The sequence below is a fragment of the Variovorax sp. GW821-FHT09B01 genome (assembly GCF_059418345.1).
Window position 1 is genome coordinate 827,423 of record NZ_JBWKPQ010000002.1, and the last position, 14,991, is coordinate 842,413.

General features: G+C 69.9%; 15 protein-coding genes. 3 read left to right on the top strand and 12 right to left on the bottom strand.

What is annotated here, in order from left to right; translation table 11 throughout:
- Window positions 1–47: 47 nt before the first annotated feature.
- The 6 genes from rlmH to AC07RV_RS10960 are packed head-to-tail and all read right to left on the bottom strand — an operon-like array spanning window position 48 to window position 4,852.
- Window positions 48–515, bottom strand: coding sequence for a 23S rRNA (pseudouridine(1915)-N(3))-methyltransferase RlmH (gene rlmH / locus AC07RV_RS10935; protein ID WP_057593347.1), 468 nt, complete (start codon window positions 513–515; stop codon window positions 48–50).
- Window positions 512–1,219, bottom strand: a complete 708-nt coding sequence (rsfS, locus tag AC07RV_RS10940) for a ribosome silencing factor (RefSeq protein WP_296787710.1) — start codon at window positions 1,217–1,219, stop codon at window positions 512–514. Before rsfS ends, rlmH begins: the two co-directional genes overlap by 4 nt.
- Window positions 1,219–1,845 carry a nicotinate (nicotinamide) nucleotide adenylyltransferase gene (gene nadD, locus AC07RV_RS10945; protein ID WP_296787708.1) on the bottom strand — a complete coding sequence of 209 codons (627 nt, stop codon included), beginning with the start codon at window positions 1,843–1,845 and terminating at the stop codon, window positions 1,219–1,221. The genes rsfS and nadD overlap by 1 nt, the downstream gene beginning before the upstream one ends.
- Entirely contained in the window at window positions 1,842–2,768 is a 927-nt protein-coding gene (gene hemF / locus AC07RV_RS10950) for an oxygen-dependent coproporphyrinogen oxidase (RefSeq protein ID WP_296787706.1), read from the bottom strand. The genes nadD and hemF overlap by 4 nt, the downstream gene beginning before the upstream one ends.
- Window positions 2,768–4,069, bottom strand: a complete 1,302-nt coding sequence (gene purD / locus AC07RV_RS10955) for a phosphoribosylamine--glycine ligase (RefSeq protein WP_093341583.1) — start codon at window positions 4,067–4,069, stop codon at window positions 2,768–2,770. The genes hemF and purD overlap by 1 nt, the downstream gene beginning before the upstream one ends.
- 57 nt (window positions 4,070–4,126) lie before the next feature.
- A complete protein-coding gene (locus AC07RV_RS10960) occupies window positions 4,127–4,852 on the bottom strand; it encodes a YebC/PmpR family DNA-binding transcriptional regulator (protein WP_093341582.1) in 726 nt (241 codons plus the stop codon).
- 244 nt (window positions 4,853–5,096) lie between these two features.
- Between AC07RV_RS10960 and AC07RV_RS10965 the strand changes: the two genes are divergently transcribed.
- The 3 genes from AC07RV_RS10965 to AC07RV_RS10975 are packed head-to-tail and all read left to right on the top strand — an operon-like array spanning window position 5,097 to window position 7,712.
- A complete protein-coding gene (locus tag AC07RV_RS10965) occupies window positions 5,097–6,137 on the top strand; it encodes a chorismate transformation FkbO/Hyg5 family protein (RefSeq protein ID WP_495338097.1) in 1,041 nt (346 codons plus the stop codon).
- A 28-nt stretch (window positions 6,138–6,165) separates the two neighbouring features.
- The gene (locus AC07RV_RS10970; protein ID WP_296787701.1) at window positions 6,166–6,969 is read left to right on the top strand and encodes a lysophospholipid acyltransferase family protein; all 804 of its coding nucleotides are present in this window, start codon (window positions 6,166–6,168) and stop codon (window positions 6,967–6,969) included.
- Window positions 6,936–7,712 (top strand): glycosyltransferase family 2 protein, encoded by a 777-nt coding sequence (locus AC07RV_RS10975; protein WP_208509009.1) that lies wholly within the window; start codon window positions 6,936–6,938, stop codon window positions 7,710–7,712. Before AC07RV_RS10970 ends, AC07RV_RS10975 begins: the two co-directional genes overlap by 34 nt.
- A gap of 13 nt (window positions 7,713–7,725) precedes the next feature.
- On the opposite strand, the gene AC07RV_RS10980 is transcribed toward AC07RV_RS10975, so the two are convergent.
- The 6 genes from AC07RV_RS10980 to cysW form a co-directional block, all read right to left on the bottom strand.
- Complete coding sequence (locus AC07RV_RS10980; RefSeq protein WP_296787699.1) at window positions 7,726–9,111, bottom strand: efflux transporter outer membrane subunit; 1,386 nt, start codon at window positions 9,109–9,111, stop codon at window positions 7,726–7,728.
- Entirely contained in the window at window positions 9,104–11,086 is a 1,983-nt protein-coding gene (gene macB / locus AC07RV_RS10985; RefSeq protein ID WP_296787697.1) for a macrolide ABC transporter ATP-binding protein/permease MacB, read from the bottom strand. The genes AC07RV_RS10980 and macB overlap by 8 nt, the downstream gene beginning before the upstream one ends.
- Window positions 11,083–12,249, bottom strand: coding sequence for a macrolide transporter subunit MacA (macA, locus tag AC07RV_RS10990; RefSeq protein ID WP_296787695.1), 1,167 nt, complete (start codon window positions 12,247–12,249; stop codon window positions 11,083–11,085). The genes macB and macA overlap by 4 nt, the downstream gene beginning before the upstream one ends.
- Window positions 12,250–12,482: 233 nt before the next feature.
- Entirely contained in the window at window positions 12,483–12,986 is a 504-nt protein-coding gene (locus tag AC07RV_RS10995) for a disulfide bond formation protein B (RefSeq protein WP_093341573.1), read from the bottom strand.
- The gene (locus tag AC07RV_RS11000) at window positions 12,983–14,083 is read right to left on the bottom strand and encodes a sulfate/molybdate ABC transporter ATP-binding protein (RefSeq protein WP_093341571.1); all 1,101 of its coding nucleotides are present in this window, start codon (window positions 14,081–14,083) and stop codon (window positions 12,983–12,985) included. Before AC07RV_RS11000 ends, AC07RV_RS10995 begins: the two co-directional genes overlap by 4 nt.
- A gap of 14 nt (window positions 14,084–14,097) precedes the next feature.
- Window positions 14,098–14,991: a sulfate ABC transporter permease subunit CysW gene (gene cysW / locus AC07RV_RS11005; protein ID WP_093341569.1), complete on the bottom strand. Its 894-nt coding sequence runs from the start codon at window positions 14,989–14,991 to the stop codon at window positions 14,098–14,100.

Here is a 14,991-nt window from a genome sequence, read left to right on the forward strand (position 1 = left end):
GGAGTAACGCGGCGAAGTCCTCGTCGCGCGACGGCTCGACGGGCCGCTCATTCGCGGTGGTAGGGATGGCCCGCGTTGACCGACCATGCGCGGTAGAGCTGCTCCACCAGCAGCACGCGCGCCATCGCATGCGGCAGGGTCAGATCGGACAGGCGGATGCGCTCGTGGGCCGCGGCCTTGAAGGCCGGGTCGAGCCCGTCGGGGCCGCCGATCACCAGCGCGACGTCGTCGCCCTCGCCCTGCCAGCTCTGCAGCCGCGCGGCCAGGGCCTTGGTGGTCAGCGCGGTGCCGCGCTCGTCGAGCACCACGATGCGCATGCCGCGCGCGATGGCGGCCTCGATGCGTTCGCGTTCGGCGGCGTAGAGGGTCTCGAGCGATTTGGAACCGCGCGGCTCGGTCTTGACCGCGCGCAGTTCGAGCTTGAGTTCGGGCGGGAAGCGCTTGGCGTAGTCGTCCCAGGCAGTCTGTGCCCAGTCGGGCATGCGCTGCCCGACTGCGACCACCAGCAGCTTCATGCGCTGCGCGAAGCGGTCTTGCGCGCGGGCGCCTTCTTCACCGCGGGCTTGGCCGCCGGCTTCGCGCCCGTCTTGGCGGCGGCCTTCTTGGCCACCGGCTTGCCGACCACCACCACCGGCGCCTTCTTGGCCGGTGCCTTCTTCGCTGCGGTCTTGGCGCCGGTCTTGGCAGTGGTCTTGCCTGCAGCCTTCCTCGGCGCGGCCTTGGCTTCCTTGGCCTCGCGCTCGGCGGCGCGGATCGCGGTCTTGGCGGCGCTCGCGCGGCGCAGCGAGGTCGGCGCCTTGGCGGCCGCGGGCTTGGCTTCCTTGTCCTCGGAGGCGCGGACCGGCTTGCTGGCGCCGAGCTTCAGGCGCACGGGCTTGTCGCCCCAGATTTCCTCGAGGTGGTAGTACTGGCGGATCGCCGGCTGCATGATGTGCGCGACGGCCTGTCCGCAGTCCACGATGATCCACTCGCCGTTTTCCTCGCCTTCCACGCGCGGCTTGCCGAAGCCGGCATCGCGCACCGCGTCGCGCACGCTCGCGGCCAGCGCCTTGGTCTGGCGGTTCGACGTGCCCGAGGCCACGATCACGCGCTCGAACAGTGGCGAGAGATGCTCGGTGTCGAATACCTGGATGTCCTGCGCCTTGACGTCTTCGAGCCCATCGATGATGGCTCGCTGGAGTTTCTGGGTGTCTTTCTTGGCGGCGGCTTCAGTGGTCATCAGGCAGAGCGATAGAGGAAGTGTTGGTCAATATAGCGTGCAACCGTGGACGGAACCAGTGAGGAAATCTCCTCGCCCAGCGACGCACGCCGCCGGATGTCGGTGGCGCTGATGTCCATGGCAGGCAGTTCGAGCGCCTCGAAACGCGCGCCGGCCGGGAGGCCGGGCAGCGTATTCGGATCAAAACGGGCGGTGTCGGCCGTCGATAATGCGCGATACGCTACAGAAATAGTAGCGACCGCGAGTATATCCTGCCAGCCGTGCCAGCTCGGCAGGGCCCGCGCCTGGTCGGCGCCCATGACCAGCACCAGCTCGGCGTCGGGCTGCGCCTGCTGCAGTTCGTGCAGGGTGTCGATGGTGTAGGTGGGGCCGTCGCGCAGCATCTCGCGCGAATCGACCACCACGCCCGGGATGTCGCCGAACGCCAGTTGCGCCATCGCTAGGCGGTCTTTCGCGGGCGTGAGTTCGCGCACCTTGTGCCAGGCATGCCCGGTCGGAAAGACATAGAGCGCCGTGAGGCCCAGCTGCTCGAGCGCGGCCCGCGCCAGCGCCACGTGGGCATCGTGCGGCGGATCGAAGGCGCCGCCGAACACGCCGATGCGCGGCGCGTTCTTCGAAACGTTCACGGCAGCCACGCGCGGCGCACGATGAAGTCGCTGTAGAGCGCCGCCTCGGGCGACCCCGGCTCGGGCTCGCGGCGGTAGGCCCAGCTCGCCTGCGGCGGCATCGACAGCAGGATCGATTCGGTGCGCCCGCCCGACTGCAGCCCGAAGTGCGTGCCGCGGTCCCACACGAGGTTGAACTCGACGTAGCGGCCGCGCCGGTAGAGCTGGAACGCGCGTTCGCGCTCGCCCCAGGCCATGCCGCGGCGGCGTTCCACCAGCGGCAGGTAGGCCGGCAGGAAGGCATCGCCGACCGAGCGGATCAGCGCGAAGCCGTTGTCGACGCCACCCTCGGCGAAGTCGTCGAAGAAGATGCCGCCGATGCCGCGCTGCTCGTTGCGGTGCTTGAGGAAGAAATACTCGTCGCACCAGGTCTTGAAGCGCGGGTACTTGTCCTCGCCGAAGGGCGCGAGCGCATCGCGGCAGACGGTGTGGAAATGCACCGCGTCTTCCGCGAAGCCGTAGCAGGGCGTGAGGTCCATGCCGCCGCCGAACCAGCAGACCGGCTCGCCGCCGGCCGGCAGCGCGGCCAGCATGCGCACGTTCATGTGGACGATCGGCACGTAGGGGTTGCGCGGATGGAACACCAGCGACACGCCCATCGCCTCGAAGGGCGCGCCGGCCAGCTCGGGCCGGTTCTGCGTGGCCGAGGGCGGCAGCTTCGGGCCGCGCACCTGCGAGAAGCCGCAGCCCGCACGCTCGAACAGCTCGCCGCCTTCGAGGATGCAGGTGAGCCCGCTGCCCTGCAGCGGCTCGTCGGGCGCCTTGTGCCAGGCATCGCGCACCGCGGTGCCGCCATCGGCCGCCTCGATCGCGGCGACGATGGACTGCTGCAGCCCGCGCAGATAGTCGCCGACCGCCTGGGGATCGGAGGGTTGCCGCTGCATCAACCGTTGGTGCCGTGGCTGCGCGCCTGCACGGCGCGGAAGCCGATGTCGCGGCGGTACTGGGCGCCGTCGAAGCGCACCCGCGCCGCCACCTCGTAGGCGCGCTGCTGCGCGAGCTTCACGCTGTCGGCCAGCACGGTCACGCAGAGCACGCGGCCGCCGCTGGTCTGGAGCTCGCCGTCCTTGACGGTGGTGCCGGCGTGGAACACCACGGCATCGGGCGCCTCGGCGGGAATGCCGTCGATGCGGTCGCCCTTGCGCGGCGAGAGCGGGTAGCCGTGCGCGGCCATCACCACGCCGAGCGCGACGCGGCGGTCCCACTGCAGCTCGACCTGGTCGAGCGTGCCGTCGGTGGCGTGCCAGAACACCTCGAACAGGTCGGACTTCAGCCGCATCATGATCGGCTGGGTCTCGGGGTCGCCCATGCGGCAGTTGAACTCGAGCGTCTTGGGATGGCCCTGGGCGTCGATCATCAGGCCGGCATAGAGGAAGCCGGTGTAGGGAATGCCGTCCTTTTCCATGCCGCGGATGGTCGGCAGGATGATCTCGCGCATGGCGCGCGCATGCACCTCGGCCGTGACCACGGGCGCGGGCGAGTAGGCGCCCATGCCGCCGGTGTTGGGGCCTTCGTCGTTGTCGAGCAGGCGCTTGTGGTCCTGGCTGGTGGCCAGCGCGGTCACGTTCTTGCCGTCGCACAGCACGATGAAGCTGGCTTCCTCGCCCTGCAGGAACTCCTCGATCACGACGCGCGCGCCGCCTTCGTTATGCGACACGCCGAACTTGTTGTCGACCAGCATGAAGTCGACCGCGTCGTGCGCTTCCTGCGCGGTCATGGCCACCACCACGCCCTTGCCGGCGGCCAGGCCGTCGGCCTTGACCACGATCGGCGCGCCCTTGGCGTCGATGTACGCATGGGCGGCGGCGGCGTCGGTGAAGGCCTCGTACTCGGCCGTCGGGATCTTGTGGCGCTTCATGAAGGCCTTGGAGAAGGCCTTCGAGCTCTCGAGCTGGGCGGCGGCCTTGGTCGGGCCGAAGATGCGCAGGCCGTGCGCGCGGAATTCGTCGACCACGCCCGCAGCCAGCGGGGCCTCGGGGCCGACCACCGTCAGTGCGATCTTTTCCTTGAGCGCCCACTCGCGCAGCGCGGCGGGCTCGGTGATGTCGATGCTGTCGTAGCGCGGGTCGGTGACCGTTCCGCCATTGCCGGGCGCCACATAGATGCGGCTGACCCGGGTGGCCTGCGCCAGCCGCCATGCCAGGGCATGTTCGCGGCCCCCTCCCCCAATCACCAGTACCTTCATTCTCGGGCCTTCATACGCTGTGTTCTTTCCATCATTGCTGCTGCCGGGTGCCGGCCCTCATTCGGACAGCGAGGCGTTGTGATAGACCTCCTGCACGTCGTCCAGGTCCTCGAGCACGTCGAGCAGCCGCTGCATCTTCGCGGCGTCCTCGCCGACGACGTCGATGGTGTTCTCGGCCCGCATCGTGACCTCGGCCACCTCGGGCTTCAGGCCCGCCGCCTCGAGCGCGTTCTTCACCGCCTCGAAGTCGCCGGGCGCGGTGATCACCTCGATGGCGCCGTCGTCGTCGGTCACGACGTCTTCCGCGCCGGCCTCGAGCGCCACTTCCATCACCTTGTCTTCATCCGTGCCCGGGGCGAAGACGAACTGTCCGCAATGCTTGAACTGGAAGGCCACCGAGCCCTCGGTGCCCATGTTGCCGCCGTGCTTGGCGAAGGCGTGGCGCACTTCGGCCACGGTGCGCACGCGGTTGTCGGTCATGGTGTCGACGATGATCGCCGCGCCGCCGATGCCGTACCCTTCGTAACGAATTTCTTCGTAATTGACGCCTTCGAGGTTGCCCGTGGCCTTGTCGATGTTGCGCTTGACGGTGTCGGCCGGCAGATTGACCGCCTTGGCCTTTTCGACTGCCAGCCGCAGGCGGGGGTTGGCGCTCAGGTCGCCGCCGCCGGCCCGGGCCGCCACCATGATTTCACGGATGGCGCGGGTCCAGAGCTTTCCTCGTTTTTCGTCCTGCCGGCCCTTCCGGTGCTGAATATTTGCCCATTTGCTGTGTCCGGCCATGGCTTTTCTCTCGCTGTCCTGTGTTTTCGAAGCAGGCTGCGAGTTTACTGTCCGGCGCGCACAACGGACCGGCGCCGCGGGCGGGCGGGCCGGTCAAACCTTTTGGTGATAATCCCTCGATGACGCCATTGCCTTTCGCCGGGTCGGGATATCCGACGCTGCCGCCCACCCGCCACGCACGCCGTGCGAGCCGGGCGGACACCGCGCAGGCAGGCCCCGATCCCCTCGCAAAGGCTTCCTGATCGTGCGCTTCCAGGGCGAAACACCCTCCTCTTCCTCCTCCCTGCGCGTGGAGCGCCTGTCTTTCGCGGACAGCCTGGCGCTGGCCGCCGACGGACCGGCGCCCTTCGCCGCCATCGGCTACGGCACGCCCGACCGCATCGACTGGATGCCGCCGGTCGACGCCAGCGTGCTCTCGGCGCGCGGCGCCGTCGCCGACGTCTGGCATGCTGCCGGCCCGGCGGTCCAGACCGGCCGCACCGGCCTCGTGCGCTGGCGCGCCGACGACCACTGGCTGCTCGGCGCGATCGACCTCGACGAAAGCGTCGAGAAACAGGGTCTGGCCGAGCTGGCGCACCGCGCCTACCGCGACCTGTTCGCCACGCTCGACCAGAGCGGCATCGCCCATCCGCTGCGGATCTGGAACTACCTGCCGCAGATCAACGGCGACGGCGGCGGGCTCGAGCGCTACCGCCAGTTCAACCTGGGCCGCCAGGATGCCTTCCTCGAAGCCGGCCGCGCCGCCTTCGAAGGCGCGCCGGCCGCCTGCGCGCTCGGCATCCACCGCGGCGCGCTGTCGGTGCGCTTCCTGGCCGGGCGCCGCGCCCCGCTGCCGATCGAGAACCCGCGCCAGGTCTCGGCCTACCGCTATCCCTCGACCTACGGGCCGCGCGCCCCGACCTTCTCGCGCGCGGCGCTGGCCGACATCGGCGACGAACGCTGCGCGCTGTTCATCTCGGGCACCGCGAGCATCGTCGGCCACGAGACCGTGCACCGCGGCGACGTGCGCGAGCAGACCCGCGAGACGTTGCGCAACCTCGAGGCCGTGGTGAGTGCCGCCAACGCGCAGGGATCGGCGCGCTTCTCGGTCGCGGCGCTCGACGGCGTGGTCTACGTGCGCCACCCGGCCGATCTGGAAGCCGTGCGCGGCGTGCTCGAAGACGCGCTCGGGTCCGACGCGCCGACGGTGCGCGGCGCGGTATATCTCGAGGCCGACATCTGCCGCGGCGACCTGCTGGTCGAGATCGAAGCCCATGCCACCGCCCCCGGGCGGCGGCGGGACTGACGCTCGAACGGCAGCCCCACCTTTCCCGATGATCCTCCGCGTGCTGCGCATTCTCACGGCCGTTCCCCTGGCGCTGATGCTCTATGCGCTGCTGCTGTTCCTCGGCGTGATTTCGCTGGTCTGGAACGCCTTCGCGATGCTGATTCATCCGGTGATGCCGGTGAAGCCGGCGCGCGCGCTGGGCCGCGCCACCATCGCCTTCGCCTACCGCACCTTCTGGGGCCTGGCCTCGGTCACCGGCATGATGCGCATCGACGCGAGCTGCCTCGACGCGCTGCGCGACGAGCCCGGCGTGATCTTCGTGGCCAACCACCCGACCATGCTCGACGCGCTGCTGCTGGTGGCGCGGCTGCCGCGCAGCGCCTGCATCATGAAGGCCGAGCTGCTGCACAACATCTTCCTGGGCGCGGGCGCGCGGCTGGCGCGCTACATCAGCAACGAATCGGCGCGCACCATGGTGCGGCTGGCGGTGGCCGACCTGCGCGAAGGCGGCCAGCTGGTGATCTTTCCCGAGGGCACGCGCACCGTCACGCCGCCGCTCAATCCGTTCCGCCCCGGTGTCACGCTGATCGCCAAGCTCGCGCAGGCGCCGATCCAGACCGTGTTCATCGACACCGACTCGCCCTACCTCGGCAAGGGCTGGCCGATCTGGCGCGTGCCGCCGCTGCCGATCGTCTTCAAGCTGCGCCTGGGCCAGCGCTTCGCGCCGACGCAGGACAGCGACGTGCTGCAATCCGAACTCGAACAATATTTCCGCCACCACCTGGAACGGCGCGCCGCCGACGCCGACTCTCCCGAATGCCAGACGCCTCGCGCACCCACCTTGTCCTGATCCCGAGCTACAACACGGGCGAGCGCCTGTTCTCCACCGTCGAGGCGGCGCTCGCGCAATGGAGCCCGGTGTGGGTGGTGGTCGACGGCAGCGACGACGGCACCGGCGAGCGGCTGCAGCGGATGGCCGCCGACCGCCCCGGCCTGCGCGTGTGGCTGCTGCCCGAGAACCAGGGCAAGGGCGCGGCGGTGCTGCACGGGCTGCGCGCGGCGCGCGACGCCGGTTTCACGCATGCGCTCACCATGGATTCCGACGGCCAGCATCCGGCGCCGCTGATCCCGGCCTTCATGCAGGCCTCGCTGGCGCGGCCCGAGACCATGGTGCTGGGCCGCCCGGTGTTCGACGCCAGCGCGCCGCTGCTGCGCGTGCGCGGGCGCCGCGTCTCCAACGGCTGGACCCAGCTCGAGACGCTGTTCGCCGGCGTCGGCGATTCGCTCTACGGCTTTCGCGTCTACCCGGTACAGGACCTGATCGCGGTGATGCAGCGCCAGCCCTGGATGCGCCGCTTCGACTTCGACACCGAGGCCGTGGTGCGGCTGGCCTGGCGCGGCGTGAAGCCGGTCAACATCGACGCGCCGGTCAAGTACCTGACGGCCGAGGAAGGCGGGGTCTCGCATTTCCGCTACGGGCGCGACAACGTGCTGCTGACCTGGATGCACACGCGGCTGATGGTGGAGTTCGTGCTGCGGCTGCCGGGCCTGCTCTGGCGCAAGCTGCGCGGCGCGCCGCCGTTCCAGGCCTGATCCACCGCGCCCGCTATTCGACGGCTCCGCCGCCGAGCGCCTTGTAGAGCGTCATCGTCGCGTTGAGCTGGTTGACCCGGTTCTGCGCCAGCGACACCTCGGCCGCGCGCCGCCGGTCCTTCGCGTCGAGCACCGGCTGCAGCGCGGTCGCCCCCGCGCGGTAGCGCACCTCCGACAGCCGCTCGGCACGCTGCGCCAGCTCCAGCGCCACCACCAGCTTCGCGCTCTCGTCGCGCAACTGGGTGCGCGACGACAACGCGTTCTCCACTTCCGACAGCGCCGTGTACAGCGCTTGCCGGAAGCCCACCACCGCTTCCTCGTACTGGCTCTGCGACACCGCCACCGTCAGCCGCGCCGTGTTCCATTGCAGGAACGGCAGCGCCAGCCCCGCACCCAGCGTCGCGACCGGGTTGCGCAGCAGTTCGCCCAGCGCCGTGCTCGAGGTGCCGAGCGAGCCCGTGAGGCTCAGCGCCGGATAGAAGCCGGTGCGCGTCGCGTCGACATTGGCGAGCGCGCCGCGCAGCCGCTGCTCGGCCGCGCGCAGGTCGGGGCGCCGGCCCAGCAGGCTGGCGGGCAGGCCCGCGTCGATGGCGGGCAGCGCCGCGTCGGGCAGGCTCGCGGGCTCCTCGGCCGCCACCTCGGGCGGACGGTCGAACAGGATCGCGAGCGCATTGCGCGTTTCCACGCGCTGCTGCAGCAGCTGCGTGTGCGCCGCCTCCTGGCTCGCGAGGTTCTGGCCGGCCTGCGCCACGTCGAGGCCCGAGACCGCGCCGGCCTCGTAGCGCGCGCGCACCAGCGCCACGATGCGCCGCGCGTCCTCCATGCCGGCCTCGCTCAGCGCGATGCGCTGGTTCAGGTAACCGGTCTGCCAGTAGAGATTGGCGGTGGTGGCGACCAGCGCCAGCGCCGCGGCCTGCCGGTCGGACTGGGTCGCCTTCAGTTCCCAGTCGGCCGCGCTGCGCACCGCCGCGATACGGCCCCAGAGGTCGAGCTCGTAGCTCAGCGTCACGAGCGAGCTGGAACTCGAGCCCGCGACACCGCCGCGCTTGAGGTCGTAGCCGCGGCTGGTGGCGGCCTGCCCGACCACGCCGGGCGTGAGGTTGGTGTCGGCCAGGCCGGCCTGCAGCTGCGCGCGCTGCACCCGGATGCCGGCGGCCGCGAGGTCGTTGTTGACCTGCAGCGCCTGGTCGACCAGCGCATCGAGCCGCGGATCGCCGAAGGACGACCACCACTTCGCCGGGAACACCGCCGCCGCGCTGGCTGTGCCCGGCTGCGGCTGCTGCCAGGCCGAGGGCAGCTCGAGCGGCTTCTCGGGCCGGCGCTCGGGCTGGAACGCGGTGCAGCCGGCCGCGACCAGCGCGGCCGCCAGGGCCAGGGGGAGCAGGCGCGCCTTACTCACGGGCCAGTGCCTCGATGGGGTCGAGCCGCGCCGCGTTGCGTGCCGGCAGGTAGCCGAACAGCACGCCGATCAGCGAGGCGCAGAAGAAGGCCGACAGCACGGCACCGAGCGAGAAGATCATCTGCCATTGCTTCACGAACAGGGAGAACAGGAAGCTGATGCCATAGGACAGCAGCACGCCGATCAGCCCGCCGACCAGGCACACCAGCACAGCCTCGGTCAGGAACTGCTGCAACACGTCGCTCTGGCGCGCCCCCACCGCCATGCGGATGCCGATCTCGCGCGTGCGCTCGGTCACCGACACCAGCATGATGTTCATCACGCCGATGCCGCCCACCACCAGCGAGATCACCGCGATCAGCGACAGCAGCAGGGTCAGCGACTGGCTGGTGCGCTCGGCCGTCTTCACGATGCTGTCCATGTTGAAGGTGAAGAAGTCCTTGCCGCCGTGGCGCAGGGTCAGCAGCTTCACGATGCCGTCCTCGGCCGCCTTGGTCGGCTGCTCGTCGCGGATGCGCACCGTGATGCCGTCGAAGTGCTGCTGGCCGAACAGCCGGCTCGCCGCGGTGCTGTAGGGCAGCCAGATGTTGAGCTGCTTGTTCTCGCCGAACATGCTCTTCTTCTCCTGCGCCACGCCGATCACGGTGCACGGCAGGCTGCCGACCAGGATGATCTTGCCGAGCGGATCCACGCCCTCGGGGAACAGCTTGCGGCGCGTGTTCTGGTCGATCACCACCACCTGCGACTGGTGCCGCACGTCGTTGGCGTTGAAGGCGATGCCGCTGGCCATCTGCACGTCGCGCACCGCGAAGTAGTTGTCGCTGACGCCGTTCACGTTGCCGTTGATGTCGATGCTGCGGTAGCGCAGCCGCAGGCTGCGCATGGTGGCCGGCGTCACGCTGTGCACGAAGGGCTGCGCGGCGATCGCCTGCAGGTCGGCCGGCACCAGCGTGCGGATGCTCTGCGCCTTGTCGTCGCCGAAGTCGCGGCCCGGGTAGATGTCGAGCGTGTTGGTGCCGATGGCGCGGATGTCGGACAGCACGAAGCGCTTGGCGCCCTCCCCGATCGCCACGATCGAGACCACCGAGGTGATGCCGATCACGATGCCCAGCATGGTGAGCGCAGTGCGCATGCGGTGCGACATCATCGAGCGCCAGGCCATGCGGAAGGCCTCGGCGAAACGCGACCAGCCGGTGCTCAGCCGGCCGCCCGTGGCGGGCCGGGTCACGGGCTGCGGTGCCTCGCCGGCGTTGGCGGCCGCGGGCGCCGGCACGGCCGGCACGTTGGACCGGTCGCCGACGATGCGGCCGTCGGCGATCTCGATGATGCGTTCGGTGCAGCTCGCCACCTGCATGTCGTGGGTCACGATGATGATGGTGTGGCCCTGCGCATGCAGCTCGCGCAGGATCGCGATCACCTCCTGGCCGCTGCGGCTGTCGAGCGCGCCCGTGGGCTCGTCGGCCAGGATCACCTGGCCGCCGTTCATCAGCGCACGCGCGATGCTCACGCGCTGCTGCTGGCCGCCCGAGAGCTGGCTCGGCCGGTGGTCGCCGCGGTCGTCGAGCCCCAGCCGCGCGAGCAGTTGCCGCGCCCTCGCCTCGCGCGCCGTGCCGTCGGTGCCCGCGTACACCGCCGGCACCTCGACGTTGCCGGTGGCCGTCAGGTGCTGCATCAGGTGGTAGCGCTGGAAGATGAAGCCGAAGTGCTCGCGCCGCAGCTCGGCCAGCGCGTCGCTGTCGAGCGTGCCCACGTCGTGGCCCGAGACCGTGTAGCTGCCGCTGCTGGGCCGGTCGAGGCAGCCCAGGATGTTCATCAGCGTCGACTTGCCCGAACCCGAGGCGCCGACGATCGCGAGCATCTCGCCGTGGCCGATGTCGAGGTTCACGTCCTCGAGCACCTGCACCCGCGTCTCGCCCGAGGGGAAGCTGCGCCCGATGCCGCGCAGCGACAGCAGGGCTTGCCGTGGCTGCGTCATGGGCCCTTGCCGCGGCGTTCGCCGCCGTTGGCCTCGCCCTCGCGCGGCTCCACGGCCGAGGCGTCGCCGGTGATGACCTGGTCGCCCTCCTTCAGCCCCTCGAGCACCTGGGCCTGGAAGTTGTTGGTGATGCCGGTGCGCACCTTGCGCGTCTCGGGCGTATGGTCGGCCTTGAGCACGCGCACCTCGTAGCGACCCTCCTTGTCGCGGTTGCCGAGCGCGGTCAGCGGCACGGTCAGCGCCTGCTTGGCCTCGCCGAGCATGATCGCGACCTGGGCCGTCATGTCCACGCGCAGGGTGCGGTCGGGGTTCGGCACGTCGAACAGCGCGTTGAAGAACACCGCGTTGTTGATCTTCTCGGGCGAGGGCTGCACCGCGCGCAGGGTGCCGTGGTAGCGCTTGTCGGGGTCGCCGAGGATGGTGAAGTAGACCGGCAGCCCGGCGCGCACGCGCACCACGTCGGCTTCGGACACCTGGGCCTTGATCGTCATCGTCGACAGGTCGGCCAGGGTCATCAGCGTGGGCACCTGGAACGACGCGACCACGGTCTGGCCCTCGAGCGTCTTGATCGAGATCACGTCGCCGTCGATGGGCGCGATGATCCGGGTGTACGAGAGGTTGGTCTGAGCCGAGGACACGGCCAGGCGCTGCTGGCGGATCTGCGCGTCGAGCGACACCGCGTCGGCGCGCAGCGCGCGCAGCTCGGCGTCGGCGCTCTCCATGTCCTGCCGCGCCGAGGCGTCCTGCGCCAACATCTCGCGCTGGCGCGCCCAGGCCAGCTCGGCCTGCTTGACGCGCACTTCCTTCGCCACCTTCTGGGCCTGCAGGTTGTCGAGCCGGGCCTGTTCCTGCGCCAGCGTGTTCTGCGAGATCGCGGGATCGATCTCGGCCAGCCAGTCGCCCTTCTTCACGGTCTGGCCCAGCGCCACCTTGAGCGACTTGAGCTGGCCCGTGACCTGCGCGCCCACCTCCACCTGCCGCAGCGCCTGCAGCACGCCGGTGGCCAGCACCGCGTTCTCGAGGTCGGCGCGCTGCACCGTCGCCGTCAGGTATTCGGCTTTCTTGGCCGGCGTGAGCACGATCGCGGCCGCGATGCCGAGCACGACGAGGGCCAGGATGCCGTAGAGGAGCTTGCGCGAACGCCGGGGGGGAGTCTGGGGCATGCAGCGGGAAGGAAGTGGAACGGGCGGGGGATGCATTCGCCGGGCTCTGCGGCCGGGTCGCCATGCAAGGGGGATGGGGGCATCCTAGTCCCGCTGTCTGAAGCGTTCCTAAAGACGGAGTTCCGCGGCGGGGTTACTCCGCCCTCGCCGCCCACCTTAGCGTGACGGGCGCCACAAAGACGAAAGGCGGACCCGCGGTCCGCCTTGGAAGGCCGATGCGGCGAACGCCGCGCTCAGCGCGCCGGGCGCCGGCGGAACAGCAGCACCAGCAGCAGGACCGTCAGCACCGCGAAGGCGATGAAGGACCAGTTCGCCAGCGTGAGGCCGAACAGCGTCCAGTCGATCTTGGAGCAGTCGCCGCCGCCGCGGAAGATCATCGGCAGCGCCCGCTTGAGCGGGAAGGTCTCGATCATGCCGTAGAGGTCGCGGCCGCACGACACCACCTCGGGCGGATACCACTGCAGCCAGCTCTGCGAGGCCGCCGTGTAGGCGCCGCCGAGGGCCGACAGCAGGGCCAGCAGGCCGCCGCCGACCTGCAGCGCGCGGCCGCGGAAAGCCCCGGCCAGCCCCGTGAACACCGCCACCAGCACCAGCGCATAGCGCTGGACGATGCACATCGGACAGGGCTCGAGCCCCACCACGTGCTGCAGGTAGAGCCCGAAGGCCAGCATGAGCACACAGGCCAGGCAGATCAGGCCGTAAGCGCGGCGCGGCGCGCCGAAGTACCAATCGATCAAGGAGACACCCAATCCTCTTCTACGAACACCCTGGCCTTGCGTGGCGTGGCGACGACGGTGTCGCCCTCCTTCAAGCCCAGGTCACGGAACTGTTGCGCAGGGAGTTGCGCCTCGATGATGGTTCCGGAGCCCGGATTGTCTGGATTCGTGTCGACGGGTTCAAGTTCCAGCCGCGCGATCGGACCGACGACGATCGCGCGCGCCAGCGTCGCGACGATGCCGCTCGTCGCGCCCGGCACGTGGGCTGTCACCTCCAGGTCATGCGGACGGACGTAGGCCAGCGCCTTGGCGTCGCGCGCGCCGCTGTGCTCGGGCGAATCGAGGCGCACGTCGCCCAGTTGCACCGAGCCGTTGTCGGCGCGGCCGTGGAACAGGTTCACGTCGCCGAGGAAGCCGTAGACGAAGGGGCTCGCGGGCTGGTCCCAGACCTCCTGCGGCGAGCCGACCTGCTCGATGTGGCCCTTGTTGATGACCACCACGCGGTCGGCCACCTCGAGCGCCTCTTCCTGGTCGTGGGTGACGAAGATCGAGGTGACGTGCAGCTCGTCGTGCAGCCGGCGCAGCCAGCGGCGCAGTTCCTTGCGCACCTTGGCGTCGAGCGCGCCGAAGGGCTCGTCGAGCAGCAGCACCTTGGGCTCGACCGCGAGCGCGCGGGCCAGCGCGATGCGCTGGCGCTGGCCGCCCGAGAGCTGCGGCGGATAGCGGTCGGCCAGCCAGTCGAGCTGCACGAGCTTGAGCAACTCGGTCACCTTGGCCTTGATCTGGGCTTCGCTCGGGCGCTCCTTGCGCGGCTTCACGCGCAGGCCGAAGGCCACGTTCTCGAACACGGTCATGTGGCGGAACAGCGCGTAGTGCTGGAACACGAAGCCGACCTGGCGCTCGCGCACGTGCACGTCGGTGGTGTCCTCGCCCGAGAACAGGATGCTGCCGGCGTCGGCCGTTTCCAGCCCGGCGATGATGCGCAGCAGCGTGGTCTTGCCGCAGCCCGAGGGGCCGAGCAGCGCGACGAGCTCGCCCGATTCGACGTTCAGGTTGACGTCGTTCAAGGCCCGGAAGGTGCCGAACTGCTTGCTGATGTTGCGGATTTCGATGCTCATGAAATTCTTTCTTCCTAGGCCGCCGTCGGCCGTTCCGGCGGCAGCTCGGCGATCGCCTTCATCTCGCGCTCGTGGCGCCATTCGATCACCGACTTGATCACCAGCGTCACCAGCGCCAGGATCGCCAGCAGCGAGGCCACCGCGAAGGCGGCCACCGACTGGTATTCGTTGTAGAGCACTTCCACGTGCAGCGGCATGGTGTTGGTCTGGCCGCGGATGTGGCCCGAGACCACCGACACCGCGCCGAACTCGCCCATGGCGCGCGCATTGCACAGGATCACCCCGTACAGCAGGCCCCACTTGATGTTGGGCAGCGTCACGCGCCAGAAGGTCTGCCAGCCGTTCGCGCCGAGCACGATCGCGGCCTGTTCCTCGTCGGTGCCCTGCGCCTGCATCAGCGGGATCAGCTCGCGCGCGATGAACGGGAAGGTCACGAACACGGTGGCCAGCACGATACCGGGCACGGCGAAGATGATCTTGATGTCGTGCGCGGCCAGCCACGGGCCGAACCAGCCCTGGGCACCGAACACCAGCACGTAGATCAGGCCCGCCACCACCGGCGACACCGCGAACGGCAGGTCTATCAGCGTGGTGAGGAAGGCCTTGCCGCGGAACTCGAACTTGGCGATGGCCCAGGCCGCGGCCACGCCGAACACCAGGTTCAGCGGCACCGCGATGGCGGCCGTGATCAGCGTCAGGCGGATCGCGCTCCAGGCATCGGGTTCCTTCAGCGCCTCGAGGTAGGCGTTGAGGCCCTTGCGCAGCGCCTCGGTGGCCACGGCCGCCAGCGGCAGCACGAGGAACAGGAACATGAAGACCAGCGCGAGGCCGATCAGCAGCCAGCGGACCCAGGCGGCTTCGGTGGTGCCGGCCTGGGTGCGGCGGATGACTTTGGATGGTGCGCTCAT